We start from the raw sequence: 13,855 nt of genomic DNA, 5'->3' as shown, positions 1-13,855 counted from the left end.
ACGGGGGCCGGTGTTGCCGCCCGCGACGATGCCGCGCGCACTCCCGAGCCCTCGTAGAATCGGGGGCATGTCCGTCGAGTCCGTCTTCCCCCGGCTGGAGCCCCACCTGCTCTCGGTCTCCAAGCCGATCCAGTACGTCGGCGGCGAGCTCAACATGGTCTCGAAGGACTGGGACGCCGCCGAGGTGCGCTGGGTGCTCATGTACCCCGACGCCTACGAGGTCGGCCTGCCCAACCAGGGCGTCCAGATCCTCTACGAAGTGCTCAACGAGCGGGAGTGGATCCTCGCCGAGCGCACCTACGCCGTGTGGCCCGACATGGAGAAGGTGCTGCGCGAGCAGCAGATCCCGCAGTTCACGGTCGACAACCACCGCCCCGTCGGCGCGTTCGACCTGTTCGGCGTGAGCTTCTCCACCGAGCTCGGCTACACCAACCTGCTCACCGCGCTCGACCTTGCCGGCATCCCGCTGCACGCCGCCGACCGCGACGAGTCGCACCCGGTCGTCGTCGCCGGTGGCCACGCCGCGTTCAACCCCGAGCCGATCGCCGACTTCGTCGACGCCGCCGTCCTCGGCGACGGTGAGGAGGTCGTGCTCAAGATCTCCGAGGTCGTGCGCGAGTGGAAGGGCGAGGGCCGCCCCGGTGGCCGCCAGGAGCTGCTGCGCCGCCTCGCCGTGTCCGGCACGGTCTACGTGCCCCGGTTCTACGACGTGTCGTACGACGACAGCGGGGCGATCGCGGCCGTCGTACCCAACCACCCGGAGGCTCCCGACCGGGTCCGCAAGCACACCCTGATGGACCTCGACCAGTGGCCCTACCCGCGCAACCCGCTGGTGCCGCTCGCCGAGACCGTCCACGAGCGGTTCTCCGTCGAGATCTTCCGCGGCTGCACCCGCGGCTGCCGGTTCTGCCAGGCCGGCATGATCACCCGGCCGGTTCGGGAGCGCTCGATCGAGACCATCGGCGCGATGGTCGACAACGGCATCAAGAAGACCGGCTTCGAGGAGGTCGGGCTCCTGTCCCTGAGCTCGGCCGACCACACCGAGATCGGCGACGTCGCCACCGGTCTCGCCGACCGCTACGAGGGCTCCAACGTCTCGCTCTCGCTGCCCTCGACCCGCGTCGACGCGTTCAACATCACGCTGGCCAACGAGTTCTCGCGCAACGGCCGCCGCTCCGGCCTGACCTTCGCGCCCGAGGGCGGCAGTGAGCGAATGCGCAAGGTGATCAACAAGATGGTCACCGAGGACGACCTGATCCGCACCGTCGCGACGGCGTACTCCCACGGCTGGCGACAGGTGAAGCTCTACTTCATGTGCGGCCTGCCCACCGAGACCGACGAGGACGTCCTGCAGATCGCCGAGCTCGCCAAGCGCGTGATCGCGACCGGCCGCGAGGTCTCCGGCCGCAACGACATCCGCTGCACCGTCTCCATCGGCGGCTTCGTGCCCAAGCCCCACACGCCGTTCCAGTGGGCCGCCCAGCTCGACGTCGAGACCACCGACCGGCGCCTGCAGGTGCTGCGCGACACCGTGCGCGCGGACCGGCGCTATGGCAAGGCGATCGGCTTCCGCTACCACGACGGCCAGCCCGGCATCATCGAGGGCCTGCTGTCCCGCGGCGACCGCCGCGTCGGCCGGATCATCGAGCAGGTGTGGCGCGACGGCGGCCGCTTCGACGGCTGGTCCGAGCACTTCTCCTTCGAGCGCTGGGCCGCCGCCGCCGAGCGCGCGCTCGCGGGCACCGGCGTCGACCTCGACTGGTTCACCACCCGCGAGCGCGAGTACGACGAGGTCCTGCCCTGGGACCACCTCGACTCCGGTCTCGACAAGGACTGGCTGTGGGCTGACTGGGAGGACGCCCTCGCGGTCGGTGCCGGCGAGTCCGACGTCGAGGTCGAGGACTGCCGCTGGACCCCCTGCTACGACTGTGGTGTGTGCCCGGAGATGGGCACCGAGATCCAGGTCGGCCCCACGGGGCAGAAGCTGCTGCCGCTCAGCGTGGTGTGACGGCGAGCCCGGTCGTCGTGACCGAGGAGCGGTGGATCGCCGCGCCTCGACCCGTCGTGTGGGAGCTCGCCGCCGACCCGGCCCGGACGGGGCCGGCGTGCTGCTCCGCTGGCTGGGTGCGGTCGAGCGCGAGGCGCTCGCCCGCTGATCGTCACGCGCCGACCTGCTCGCCCGCGTCGCGGATCCGACCGGTGATCTTCTCGCCGTCGCCGCGATCGATGTAGCAGAAGAAGGCGTCCCCACTGTCAGGATCGTCCTCGTCGAACGCGTCTGTCTCGACGCGCACGTCGTACTCGCCACTCTCGATCGCCGAGCGGTAAGCCGGGTCGAGGGGGAGGGCCAGGCAGAACGCAGCACGCGACACCGTTGTGAAGGCGCCGGCCTGGTCGGCGTCGAACCGACCCGCCCAGATCACCTCACCCGCGTGCGGCTCGCTGCAGGACGCCTTGATCGGGTCGTCGAGGAAGTCGAGGTCGATGCACTGGCCGACGCGCGCCTCGTCCTCCCAGACCGTGCGGCTGCCCATGACGGCGGCGAAGACGACGAACCCGATCCCGAGCACCACGACGAGGACGCCGAGGACCAGCCCGCTCACCGCCGCCCACCGTCCCGAGCGCCGGCCCTCGCGGGTCCGCACGATGCCCGCGATGCCGAGCCCGATCCCGATCGGCGCCGCGCAGCAGGTGAGCGAGCAGACGAAGGCGGCGATCGACAGCCCGTCGTACGACGGCCGGGTCCCGTACGACGGGCTGTCGTACGGGTTCGAGCCCGGCTCGTAGGCGGGATAGCCGCCGCCGTACGGATTCGTCATCCGAGCAGGCCGATCAGGTCAGAGGATCGGCTCGGTCAGCTTGTGGTCGCTCTCGACGTAGCAGACCATGTGGTGGCCCACCTCGATGTCCTTCGGGTCCTCGATGATCGCGTTGTACTCGAGCCCCTCGACACCGCTGAGCTTCTCGGCGTCCTCGCTGCTCACCAGGGTCGCGCAGAACGTGCCCATGCTGCTCTTGATGGCCTCGAGGTTGTCCTCGGTGACCGTCGTCGTGGCCACGATCTCCGCGTCGTGCTTCTCGGTGCACTTCTTCTCGCGCATGAGGACGGTTCCGTCGTCCTTGGTCAGGTCGACGCACTGGCCGGCGGTTGCGTCGTCCAGGGAGACGAGCGAGTCGGCGAAGATGAACAGGGCGGCTCCCGCGACCGCGGATCCGATCGACATGAGCAGGCCGATCACGATGCCCGCCACGGCGAGCCCGCGGCCCTTGCGCTGCCCGCCCTTGGTGCGGGACAGGCCGACGAAGCCGAGGATGACCCCGAGCGGGGCGAGGCAGCACAGCAGGCTGGTCACCAGCGCGGCGATCGAGATCCCGTCCGTCTTCGGCGGCAGCGGGTCGGACCCGCCGGGGAAGGCGCCCGGGGCGCCGTACCCGCCACCGGCGCCCGACGCGCCGGCGTACGGCGGGGGCGGTGTCGGCTGGCCGTAGGGGTTCTGGCCCTGGGGGCCCTGGCCGTACGGGTTCGGCGGCGGGTTCTGGCCGTAGGGGTCGCTCACCGGCGACACCCTAGTGGCCGTTCGTGACCGAGGTGGCCGAATGCGGCTGAGGTACTGTTCTGCGCGCACCCAGCCGACCCTTTGGTGAGGACGAGGATGACCGACCAGCAGTCGCCGGAAGCCTGGCGCGATCGCGTGTTCGCGGCCGACGAGGAGCTGCTCTCCCGCTACGCGGAGCTGGTCGCGATCGACAACGTGATCGGTCTCGAGGCCGCCGTGGCGCGCCTCGAGCACGACCTCAAGAAGGCGCGGGCGCGCACCAAGGAGCTGCAGGCCCTCGTCCGCGCACGCGACGAGGAGATCGCGGCGCTCCACGCCTCGCGCACCTGGCGGGTCGGGCGCGCGTTCGTGGGCCCGCTCTCGAGGCTGCGGGGATGACGGCGGCACCCCTCTTCTCCGTCGTCACCCCGGTCCACGACCCGCCTCCCGACGTCCTCGTCGCCGCCGTCGAGTCGGTCCTCGCCCAGACGTACGCCGACTGGGAGCTGGTCCTGGTCGACGACGCGTCCACCGACCCCGAGGTACGCCGGACGCTGCGTGCCCAGGCGGCCCGCGACCCGCGGATCAAGCTGGTCGAGCGTGCCACCAACGGACACATCGTCGCTGCGTCGAACGACGGGATCGCCGCTGCCACGGGCACGTTCATCGCCTTCCTCGACCACGACGACCTGCTCGCTCCCGACGCCCTGGCTGCCAACGCACGCCAGGTCGCCGAGCACGACGACGTCGACTACCTCTACTCCGACGAGGACCGGATCCGCGAGGACGGCCGGTTCGCCGACACCTTCCACAAGCCCGACTGGTCGCCGGAGCGGCTGCGCAGCCAGAACTACTGCAACCACCTCTCCGTGTTCCGAGCCTCCCTCGTCCGCGAGCTGGGCGGCCTGCGGGAGGGCTTCGAGGGCGCCCAGGACCACGACCTGGTCCTCCGGGTCACCGAGCGGGCTCGTCGCATCGTCCACATCCCGGAGGTCCTCTACCACTGGCGCATGCTGGCCGGCTCGGCAGCCGGCGACGGCGGGGCGAAGCCGTACGCACTGGACGCGGGACGACGTGCGATCCAGGACCACCTGTCGCGGGTCGGGATCGACGGCACCGTCGAGCTCGTCGGCCCCGGTCGCTACCACACGCGGCGCGTGCTGCCGCCGGAGCGCCGGGTCAGCATCGTCATCCCCACCCGCGGCTCGGCCACGCTGCTGTGGGGGCGGCGTACGACGCTGGTCACGCGTGCGGTGCGATCGGCGCTCGCCGCCACCGAGCACGCCAACCTCGAGGTCGTCGTCGTCTACGACACCGACACCCCTGAGGCGGTCCTCGGCGAGCTCTACGACATCGTGGGGGAGCGCCTCGTCCTCGTCCCCTTCGACGAGCCGTTCAACTACAGCAAGAAGGTCAACCTGGGCGTGCTGGCCTCGACCGGTGATCGCCTGCTCATCCTCAACGACGACGTCGAGGTCCGCAGCGAGCAGTGGCTCGAGGAGCTCCTCGCCCCCCTCGAGCAGCCCGACGTCGGGATGACCGGTGCCCGCCTGCTCTACTCGAGCACCGCGATCCAGCATGTCGGCCTGGCCTACTCGTACGGCCGGTACCGCCACGCCTATCGCAGGTCGCCCGGGGACGTGCAGGGCGGCTGGGGCAAGACGGCGGTGGTCGACCGCGAGGTCAGCGGGGTGACCGGCGCCTGCGTCGGCATCCGCCGCGAGGTCTACTTCGAGGTCGGTGGGCACACCGAGCAGCTCCGCGAGGACTTCAACGACGTCGACTTCGGCTACAAGCTCTCCGCGGCCGGCTACCGGATCCTCGTCCTGGCCCATTGCGAGCTGTTCCACTTCGAGTCCCAGACCCGTGAGGCGATCCCGGACCCCGATGACACCCGGTTCCTGCGCGGGCGCTGGGGCATCCCGTGGCGCGATCGCTACACCCCGGTCTACCCCAATCTGCCACGTCCCGAGGACCGCGACCTCCCGCTGAAGCGCGAGGCACGTCGAGGCCGGTGATCGACGAGCGGTCGAGTATGGTCGGCCCATGCCGAACGGCCGCACTCGCAGGATCTCGCCACGGACGACCGATCGCTGGTCCGCCTGTCGAGCAGTGGCACTCTGACGTGGACCGCCGACCTCTCTTCTCCATCGTCACGCCGGTCTACGCGCCGCCGCTCGACGTGCTGGAGGACACGATCAGGTCCGTGCTCGCACAGACCTTCGAGGACTGGGAGTTCATCCTCGTCGACGATCTGTCTCCCGACGAGGGCGTGCGCACGCTGCTGCGTCGCTACGCCGCGATGGACCCGCGGATCCGGGTCATCGAGCGCGAGACGAACGGTCACATCGTCGCGGCGTCGAACGACGGGATCGCCGCGGCACGAGGGGAGTTCATCGCCCTCCTCGACCACGACGACCTCCTGGTCCCTGACGCATTGCAGGCCAACGCCGACGTGCTGCGGGAGGACTCCGCGATCGACTACGTCTACTCCGACGAGGACAAGACGGCCGACGGGGTCACGTTCTACGACGAGTTCCTGAAGCCCGACTGGTCGCCGGAGCGCCTGCGGTCGCAGAACTACTGTTGCCACTTCTCCGTCCTGCGCACCAGCCTGGTCCGTGAGGTCGGCGGATTCCGGCAGGGCTACGACGGGTCGCAGGACCACGACCTGATCCTCCGGGTCACCGAACGGGCCCGAGCGATCCACCACATCCCCGACATCCTCTACCACTGGCGGGTCATCCCCGGTTCCGCCGCGGGGGAGTTGGAGGCGAAGCCGTACGCCGTCGAGGCGGGCCGGCGAGCAGTGGCCGACCAGATGGAGCGGCTCGGCATCCCCGCGACGGTCGAGGCCATCTGGCCCGGCATGTACCGCGTGGAGCGACCGCTCTCGGAGGACGTGTCGGTCAGCATCGTGATCACGACCGAGGGTGCGGACGGCCTGGTCCGTGGACGTCGCCGGGTGCACGTGGTCGAGGCCGTGCGCAGCGCGCTGGCTCGCACCGCGCACGAGAAGGTCGAGGTCGTCGTCGTGCACGCCGCCGCGATGCGCGAGTCCGTCGCGTCGCAGCTCGGCGAGGTCGCGGGGGACCGCCTGGTCCTGGTTCCGGTCGGCGAGCCGCTGCATCGGAGCCGTTGGACCAACTTCGGCGTCCTGGCGTCGACGGGCGACCGGATCGTCCTGCTCGACGAGCGTGTGGAGCTCACCAGCGACGCGTGGCTGGAGACCCTCGTGGCTCCGCTGGACGACACGACGGTCGGGATCACCGGCGCCAAGCTGCTCCACAGCGACGGCACCGTCGCGCATGCCGGCGTCGCAGGAGCACATGGGCACTTCGGGGGCGTGTATCGATTCCGCCCCGGCGATGCGCCGGGTCGTTTCGGCGACCTGTGGGTCTCGCGCGAGGTGAGCGCCGTCGCCGGCGCCTGCCTGGCCGTGCGCCGAGAGACCTACCTCGCCGTCGGTGGCGCGACGGAGACGCTGCACGATCACCTGTACGACGTCGACCTCTGCCTGAAGGTGCGTGCCGCCGGGCACGAGGTCCTCTACGTCCCTGCGGCCGAGGGCCTCCACAACCCGCCGCTCGGCGAGGACCATGCCGTCGGCCAGGTCGCTCGCGGCCCGCTGCGGGCGAGGTGGGGAAGCCCCACGCGCGACGCCTACACCGACGTGCGCGAGGCCGATTGGGGCACCCTGCGGCAGCGGAGGTAGGGCTGCCGCGGTCGCCGGGTTCAGGGGCTCGATCAAGTAGGGTTCCAGGCGTTCCCGCAACCCGAACGAAGACGGATCGACACCCATGACTTCCGACAGCGATCAGGCCACCAGTCCCTCGACCGGCTCGTCTGACTACGGCAGCAGTTACTACCGGGCGCACCTCGGTGGCAACGACGACTACCGGTGGGAGGACGACGAGTGGCGGGCGTTCTTCACCGGGGCTGCGCAGCGCATCGTCGGCCTCGTCGAGCCTCGGACCAGCCTCGACGTCGGGTGTGCCCGGGGACTCCTGGTCCAGGCGCTGGCGCAGGAGGGCGTCGACGCCAGGGGCGTCGACATCTCGGACCACGCCGTCGAGACCTCGCACCCGGACGTGCGGAACCGGCTGTCCGTGCAGTCGGCGACCGAGCCGCTCGGCGGACCCTACGACCTGATCACCTGCGTCGAGGTCGTCGAGCACATGTCGCCCGGCGACGCCCAGAAGGCGATCGACAACATCTGCGCGGCGACCGACACGATCCTGTTCAGCTCGAGCCCCTCCGACTTCTACGAGGCGACGCACATCAACGTGCACCCGACCCAGGAGTGGGTGGCCTGGTTCGCGGAGCGTGGCTTCTACCGGCGCCTCGACGCGGACGTCACCTTCCTGGCGCCGTGGGCGGTCCTGTTCGAGCGTGCCGACCTCAGCAAGCGGAGCATCGTCGAGCGCTACGAGTCGCGACTGGTCCCGGCCCTGATCGAGATCTCGGAGAAGACGAGCGCGCTGCTCGCGACGAGTCGGCGGCTCGCCGAGGTCGAGGACTCGGTCGGTGTGCGGCGCGTCGTCGACGATGCCGAGGTGCTCGCGCTCCACGCCGACCTCACTGCCATCGACCACGTGCTCGGACTGGAGGCGACCGTCGCCCGCCAGGAGCGGGAGCTGAAGAACCTGCGTCGTCGCCTCAAGGCCACGCGCGAGAAGCTCGACGACGCTCGTACGGCGACGGCGAAGTCGCGCGCCGAGGTCACGGCCGTGCGCTCGTCGAGGACCTGGCGGGTCGGTCGCTTCGTCACCGGCCTCGGCGGCCTTCGTCGATGACGGCTGACGCTCCGCTCTTCACCCTGGTCGTTCCGCTCACCGAGCCGCTGATCGACCCGCTCGTCGAGACGGTCGACGCGGTGCTGGCGCAGACCTTCGGGGACTGGGAGCTGATCCTGGTCGACAACGGCTCGACGAGTGCCGAGGTCAGCAGCGCCCTGCGCCGGCAGGCCGGCCGTGACAGCCGCATCCGCGTCCTGGCGCGGGCCGAGCGCGGCAACGTGGCCGAGGCCTCGAACGACGGCCTCGATGCGGCGCAAGGGGAGTTCATCGCCTTCCTCGCCCCCGGCGGCCTGCTGACGCCCAACGCGCTGGCGGCCAACGCCAGGGCGATCGGGAATGCCCACGACGTCGACTTCCTCTACTCCGACGAGACCCGGCGCACCCTGGACGGCGACGACGACATCATCAAGCCGGTGTGGTCGCCCGAGCGGCTGCGGGCGCAGAACTACTGCGGCCAGCTCGCCGTCCTGCGGACCGACCTGGTGCGCTCGGTCGGTCGGCTGCGGACCGACCTCGGCAGTTCCTGCGACCACGACCTGGTGCTCCGAGTCACCGAGCAGGCTCGGCGCATCGTCCACCTGCCCAAGATCCTGCACCGGTCGCGGATCGCGAGGCCGCGGCCCGACACATCGCCGGAGGCGCTCGCAACCGGGGCCCGCGTCGTGCAGGAGCACCTCGACCGTGTCGGCATCCGGGGTGTCGCCCACGCGGTGGGGGCCAACCACGTCCGCATCGTCCGCGACTTCCCCGCCGAGCGCACGGTGAGCGTGGTGATCCCGACGCGCGGTTCGTCCGCACAGGTCTGGGGCCGGCGTCGGGTCCTGGTCGTCGACGCGGTCCGCTCCGTCCTGGAGTTCGCCTACCACCCCCGGATGGAGATCGTCGTCGTCTACGACGTCGGCACCCCGGCGAGCGTGCTCGAGGAGCTCCGGCAGGTCGCGGGAGACCACCTCGTCCTGGTGCGCTTCGACGAGCCCTTCAACTACAGCCGCAAGATGAACCGCGGCGTCCTCGCCTCCACCGGCGAGCGCCTGATCCTGCTCAACGACGACGTCGAGGTCCGCAACCCCGGCTGGGTACGCGAGCTGCTGGCGCCGCTGGAGGAGCCCGGGGTCGGTGCGACCGGCGCCAAGCTGTACTTCGAGGACACCAGCATCCAGCACGCCGGTCTGGCCTGGGTCAACCGGAACTGGGACCACCCCTACCGGCTGTTCCCCGGCGACACGGCGGGACGGGGGCGGATGAACGTCGTCAACCGCGAGGTCAGCGGAGTCACCGGCGCCTGTACCGGCATCCGGCGAGACACCTACTTCGAGGTCGGCGGCCTGACGGAGCAGCTTCCGCTGAACTTCAACGACGTCGACTTCTGCTACAAGATCACCGCCCGCGGCTACCGCATCCTCTACATGGCCCAGTGCGAGCTCTTCCACTTCGAGTCCCGCACCCGCGAGCGACGCGTGCACAAGTACGAACGTGACTTCATCGTGTCCAGGTGGGGCGGGCCGGACCGCGATCCCTACTCGCCCGACTACCCCGAGCAGCCACTCACTCCCGCCGATGCCCGCCGACGTGCCCACGAGCGCGAGGAGAAGGCCTGGGCCCGGACGCTGCGCGCGCGGCGCGCGGCGGCCCGTCGTACCGGCGGGTCGCGGGCCGGGGACCGGCGGGCATGAACCGCTTCGACTACGTCGTCGTCGGTGGCGGCATCGTGGGCGCCGCGACCGCACGGGCGCTCACCGAGCGCTTCCCGGGGCGCAGCGTCCTGCTGCTGGACAAGGAGGACGGCTTCGGCCGCCACCAGACCGGCCACAACTCCGGCGTCATCCACTCCGGCATCTACTACGCGCCGGGAAGCCTCAAGGCCGAGCTGTGCCGAGCCGGCGCCGCCGCGACCGAGCGCTTCGCCGAGGAGCACGGCGTCCCGTGGGACCGGATCGGCAAGCTGCTGGTCGCCACGACTCCGGCCGAGCTCGCCGGCATGCAGGCGCTCGCGGAGCGGGCCGAGGTCAACCAGATCTCCGCAGCGGTCCTCAGCGCCGCCGAGCTGCGCGAGCGCGAGCCCCACATCGTGGGCCTGGGCGCCCTGCACCTGACCACGACCGGCATCACCGACTACCGCCAGATCAACACGGCGCTCGCCGGCCTGGTCGAGAAGGCCGGCGGCACCCTGATGACGCGGACGGCGCTCACGGGCGTGCGCGAGACGGGCAGGGAGGTCGTGCTCTCCACGACCGCCGGTGAGGTGGTGGCCGACTACGTCGTCTACTGCGCCGGCATCCAGGCCGACCGGGTCGCCGCCATGGCGGGCATCGACGTCGACTTCGCGATGATTCCCTTCCGGGGCGAGTACTACGACGTCCGGCCCGAACGTGCGGACCTCGCGCGCACCCTGATCTACCCCATCCCCGACCCGGACCTGCCGTTCCTCGGCGTCCACCTGACCCCGACCGTCGACGGCGGGCTCAACGTCGGGCCGAACGCGGTGCTCGGGCTCGCCCGCGAGGGCTACCCCAAGTTCTCGTTCGACCGTCGCGACGCCGCCGACATCGTGAGGTTCCCGGGCATCTGGCACGTGGCGCGCAACAACGTCCGCACGGGCGCGCGGGAGATGTGGAACTCGGTGTCGAAGCGTGGCTATCTCAAGCTGTGCCAGAAGTACTGCCCCGACCTGCGCCTCGAGGACCTCACGCCTCGCGAGGCCGGCATCCGGGCACAGGCCGTGATGCGGGACGGCTCCTTCGTCCACGACTTCCTGCTGCGCCAGACCGCGCGGGGCCTCCACGTCGTCAACGCGCCGTCGCCAGCCGCCACGTCGGCGCTGCCCATCGCCGACGAGATCGTCCAGCGGGTCGCGCAGGCGCAGGGAGCCTGACGCCTCAGCGCTCGTCGTCCTCGATGCCGGGATCGTGGTGGATCGGCCCGTGCCGACGCCGCTCGTAGATCCCGACCGCGGCCGCGCCCGCGGCGGTCACGATGTCCGCCGCGGTGAGCATGACGCGGGAGACGGCGGCCAGTGCGATCGCGGTGCCGGTGCCGACGTACGGCGCCAGCGCGGTCACGATCACCAGCTCCCGCACGCCTGCGCCGGACGGCAGGATGAAGAAGAACAGCCCGGAGATCATCGCGACGGCCATCGTTCCGACGCAGGTGAGGAGCAGGCCGGCGCCGTCTCCTGCCCCGTCGGTCAGGAGCCACAGGTGGAGCCCGAAGAAGAAGTACGACGCCACCGCGGCCGCGAGCGACAAGACGATGGCGCGTCCGCGGACCGGGTGGTCGCGCTGTGGGCGGCGCAGCAGCTTGAACCCGAACCCGACGAGCCGGTCGAGCACTCTCGGGTGCAGGCAGACCAGTCCGATGGGCAGGAGCAGGTACAGCCACTGCAGGGGCGCCAGCGAGTCGTCGTTGTCGATGAGCGACGGGATGACCAGGGCGCCGGTCAGCAGCGCGGCGACGACGGCGACGGCGAGCGAGAACACGGTCGCGGTGAAGATGCGGGCGCGGGCGAGTCCGGCCCGGCGGCCGAGCTCCATCTGGAGCACGTAGGCCCACACCGATCCGGGGAGGTACTTGCCGAGCTGTCCGACCAGGAAGATCTGCGCTCCGCGGGCGGCCCCGATCGGCTCACCGATCTCGTCGACGAGGAACTGCCAGCTCAGGGTCGAGCACGCGATCGCGAGGGGCAGGCAGAGGAATGCCGGGAGCAGGGTCGTCCACGACATCGTGCTGATGGTGTCGCTGACCTCGGACCAGTGGGACTGGACGGTCCAGAACGCGGCGAGCACGACGGCAAGGACCAGGGCGATCCGGCCCCAGTGGAAGAGTCGGCCGGCCAGGGTGTGCGCGGCTGCGGGCGGTGGCGCCGTGGTCGAGGTTGTCGACGTGGTCGCCGACGTGGTCGACGTGGTGGTCGACGTGGCGTCGGGCGAGGACATCGGACTCTCCAGTTCGGGCGGACGGACATCTCATCCTGCCTCACGGGGGACCCAAACCGTGGATCCCGGAGCTGCCCCGTGTCTCCGGTACAGTTCCCGCGTCCCGACGTCCAGTGCTAGGTCCCGCGCATGTCCGCACAGCTCCGTGTCGCCCTCATCGGTTCCGGCTCGATGGGGCGCAACCACGCCCGCGTCATCGCCAGCAGCGAGCGCACCGACCTCGCCGTGGTGGTCGACCCGCACGAGGAGACCGGGCGGGCTGTCGCCGAGAAGCACGGCTCGACCTGGGTGCCCTCGCTCGACGGCATCGGCGACGTCGACGCGGCTGTGATCGCGGCGCCGACCGAGTACCACTTCGACCTCGCGCGCGAGGTCATCGCGCGTGGTCTCCCGCTGCTCGTGGAGAAGCCGCTGTGTCCGTCGCTGGCGCAGACCCAGGAGCTCGTCGATGCTTCGATCGCCGCCGGCACGCCGCTCATGTGCGGCCTGCTCGAGCGGTTCAATCCTGCGGTGACGGTCGCGCTGAGCATGGTGGAGAACCCGCTCTACGTGCGGGCGACCCGGCACTCGCCGTACGCGCCCCGGATCAAGACCGGTGTCGCGTGGGACCTGCTCGTCCACGACATCGACCTCGTCGTGCAGGTCTTCGGTGGGGACCACCCGGACAAGTTCGACGTCGAGGTCGGCCAGTTCCACCCGGAGTCCGTGCCGGGCGCCGAGGACATCGTCGAGGCCTCGCTCCGCTTCACCTCGGGCGGGATCGCCTCGGTGTCCGCCAGCCGCATGGGTCAGACCAAGGTGCGCACCATGGTGATCCAGGAGCTCGACCGGATGATCGAGGTCGACCTGTTGCGTCGCGGCCTCACCAGCTACCGTCACGCGACGGTCTCCGAGGCCGAGGGGCAGAGCGGGTTCCGCCAGTTCACCGAGATCGAGATCCCCGACATCGCGGGGGTCGAGCCCCTGCTCGGCCAGCTCAACCACTTCGTCGACCTCGTGGCGGGCAAGGTGGACGTGGACGAGGAGCGGGCGTCGATCCTTCCCGCGCACCGGGTGGTCGACCAGGTGCTCGCGCTGCGCTCCGCCTGACCTGCGCCTGACCTACGCCGGGGGGAACGCCGGCTGGGTCGGATCGCCGAGGTCGACGGTCGCGACGACCCGTGCCGGGACGCCCGCGACGACGGCACGCGCCGGTACGTCGGAGGTGACGACGGCGCCGGCACCGACGACCGCCTCGTCGCCGATCTCGACACCCATGTTGATGATGGCGCCGGCTCCGATGAACACACGGTCGCCGATGCGCACGGGCTGACGCTCGACCTCGGGGAACCGGCGGCCGCTGACGCAGCGCTTGGCGGACGAGTGGGTGTAGATGTGGACGCCGGACGAGATGTCGCACCCGCGGCCGATCACCAGTCCGCCGGACCCGTCGATGACGGTGAAGGCCCCGATCCAGGTGCCCTCGCCGATGTCCGGATCACCGACGATCCACGCGTGCTCGTTGTAGCGGTTGGGCGGCAGGGATGCCCCTGCGGCCTCGGCGGAGGTCATGGTCGCGAACCCTACCAACGGACCGCCTGCGGCGGTC

At 70.8% G+C, this 13,855-nt stretch carries 12 protein-coding genes; 8 read left to right on the top strand and 4 right to left on the bottom strand.

Going from position 1 to position 13,855, the window contains the following annotated elements:
- The first annotated feature begins 67 nt into the window (after positions 1-67).
- Positions 68-2,008 carry a TIGR03960 family B12-binding radical SAM protein gene (locus tag FBY23_RS20135; protein ID WP_141799771.1) on the top strand — a complete coding sequence of 647 codons (1,941 nt, stop codon included), beginning with the start codon at positions 68-70 and terminating at the stop codon, positions 2,006-2,008.
- Between the two features lie 151 nt (positions 2,009-2,159).
- Here the strand turns inward: FBY23_RS20135 and FBY23_RS20130 are convergent, their stop codons facing one another.
- Both FBY23_RS20130 and FBY23_RS20125 read right to left on the bottom strand, forming a co-directional pair.
- Positions 2,160-2,819, bottom strand: coding sequence for a hypothetical protein (locus FBY23_RS20130; protein ID WP_141799770.1), 660 nt, complete (start codon positions 2,817-2,819; stop codon positions 2,160-2,162).
- An 18-nt stretch (positions 2,820-2,837) separates the two neighbouring features.
- On the bottom strand, positions 2,838-3,557 hold the full coding sequence (locus FBY23_RS20125) for a DUF4190 domain-containing protein (RefSeq protein ID WP_160158306.1): 720 nt from the start codon (positions 3,555-3,557) through the stop codon (positions 2,838-2,840).
- A gap of 96 nt (positions 3,558-3,653) precedes the next feature.
- On the opposite strand from FBY23_RS20125, the gene FBY23_RS26055 reads away from it, so the two are divergent.
- The 6 genes from FBY23_RS26055 (at position 3,654) to lhgO (ending at position 11,207) form a co-directional block, all read left to right on the top strand.
- On the top strand, positions 3,654-3,935 hold the full coding sequence (locus FBY23_RS26055) for a hypothetical protein (RefSeq protein ID WP_160158305.1): 282 nt from the start codon (positions 3,654-3,656) through the stop codon (positions 3,933-3,935).
- Positions 3,932-5,554 carry a glycosyltransferase gene (locus FBY23_RS20120; protein ID WP_141799768.1) on the top strand — a complete coding sequence of 541 codons (1,623 nt, stop codon included), beginning with the start codon at positions 3,932-3,934 and terminating at the stop codon, positions 5,552-5,554. The genes FBY23_RS26055 and FBY23_RS20120 overlap by 4 nt, the downstream gene beginning before the upstream one ends.
- 107 nt (positions 5,555-5,661) lie before the next feature.
- Positions 5,662-7,251 (top strand): glycosyltransferase, encoded by a 1,590-nt coding sequence (locus tag FBY23_RS20115; RefSeq protein WP_160158304.1) that lies wholly within the window; start codon positions 5,662-5,664, stop codon positions 7,249-7,251.
- 85 nt (positions 7,252-7,336) lie between these two features.
- Entirely contained in the window at positions 7,337-8,332 is a 996-nt protein-coding gene (locus FBY23_RS20110; RefSeq protein WP_141799766.1) for a class I SAM-dependent methyltransferase, read from the top strand.
- A complete protein-coding gene (locus FBY23_RS20105; RefSeq protein WP_141799765.1) occupies positions 8,329-10,008 on the top strand; it encodes a glycosyltransferase in 1,680 nt (559 codons plus the stop codon). The genes FBY23_RS20110 and FBY23_RS20105 overlap by 4 nt, the downstream gene beginning before the upstream one ends.
- Entirely contained in the window at positions 10,005-11,207 is a 1,203-nt protein-coding gene (gene lhgO, locus FBY23_RS20100) for an L-2-hydroxyglutarate oxidase (protein WP_141799764.1), read from the top strand. Before FBY23_RS20105 ends, lhgO begins: the two co-directional genes overlap by 4 nt.
- 4 nt (positions 11,208-11,211) lie before the next feature.
- Here lhgO and FBY23_RS20095 read toward each other — a convergent pair whose 3' ends face one another.
- The gene (locus FBY23_RS20095) at positions 11,212-12,267 is read right to left on the bottom strand and encodes a lysylphosphatidylglycerol synthase domain-containing protein (protein ID WP_141799763.1); all 1,056 of its coding nucleotides are present in this window, start codon (positions 12,265-12,267) and stop codon (positions 11,212-11,214) included.
- A gap of 129 nt (positions 12,268-12,396) precedes the next feature.
- Between FBY23_RS20095 and FBY23_RS20090 the strand changes: the two genes are divergently transcribed.
- A complete protein-coding gene (locus tag FBY23_RS20090; protein ID WP_141799762.1) occupies positions 12,397-13,356 on the top strand; it encodes a Gfo/Idh/MocA family protein in 960 nt (319 codons plus the stop codon).
- Positions 13,357-13,368: 12 nt separating this feature from the next.
- On the opposite strand, the gene FBY23_RS26865 is transcribed toward FBY23_RS20090, so the two are convergent.
- The gene (locus FBY23_RS26865) at positions 13,369-13,818 is read right to left on the bottom strand and encodes a DapH/DapD/GlmU-related protein (RefSeq protein ID WP_141799761.1); all 450 of its coding nucleotides are present in this window, start codon (positions 13,816-13,818) and stop codon (positions 13,369-13,371) included.
- Positions 13,819-13,855: the final 37 nt, after the last annotated feature.

The sequence above is a fragment of the Nocardioides sp. SLBN-35 genome, assembly GCF_006715725.1.
In the GTDB taxonomy this organism is placed as follows: Bacteria; Actinomycetota; Actinomycetes; order Propionibacteriales; family Nocardioidaceae; genus Nocardioides.
Note: the sequence above shows the minus strand (reverse complement) of the source record. Positions and strands in the feature narration are given on the sequence as shown.

Bases quoted from the DNA above. Each gene is read 5' to 3' on its own strand.
- FBY23_RS20135 (WP_141799771.1), top strand. From the start codon at position 68: ATGTCCGTCGAGTCCGTCTTCCCCCGGCTGGAGCCCCACCTGCTCTCG.
- FBY23_RS20130 (WP_141799770.1), bottom strand. From the start codon at position 2,819: ATGACGAATCCGTACGGCGGCGGCTATCCCGCCTACGAGCCGGGCTCG.
- FBY23_RS26055 (WP_160158305.1), top strand. From the start codon at position 3,654: ATGACCGACCAGCAGTCGCCGGAAGCCTGGCGCGATCGCGTGTTCGCG.
- FBY23_RS20120 (WP_141799768.1), top strand. From the start codon at position 3,932: ATGACGGCGGCACCCCTCTTCTCCGTCGTCACCCCGGTCCACGACCCG.
- FBY23_RS20110 (WP_141799766.1), top strand. From the start codon at position 7,337: ATGACTTCCGACAGCGATCAGGCCACCAGTCCCTCGACCGGCTCGTCT.
- FBY23_RS20105 (WP_141799765.1), top strand. From the start codon at position 8,329: ATGACGGCTGACGCTCCGCTCTTCACCCTGGTCGTTCCGCTCACCGAG.
- lhgO (WP_141799764.1), top strand. From the start codon at position 10,005: ATGAACCGCTTCGACTACGTCGTCGTCGGTGGCGGCATCGTGGGCGCC.
- FBY23_RS20095 (WP_141799763.1), bottom strand. From the start codon at position 12,267: ATGTCCTCGCCCGACGCCACGTCGACCACCACGTCGACCACGTCGGCG.
- FBY23_RS20090 (WP_141799762.1), top strand. From the start codon at position 12,397: ATGTCCGCACAGCTCCGTGTCGCCCTCATCGGTTCCGGCTCGATGGGG.
- FBY23_RS26865 (WP_141799761.1), bottom strand. From the start codon at position 13,818: ATGACCTCCGCCGAGGCCGCAGGGGCATCCCTGCCGCCCAACCGCTAC.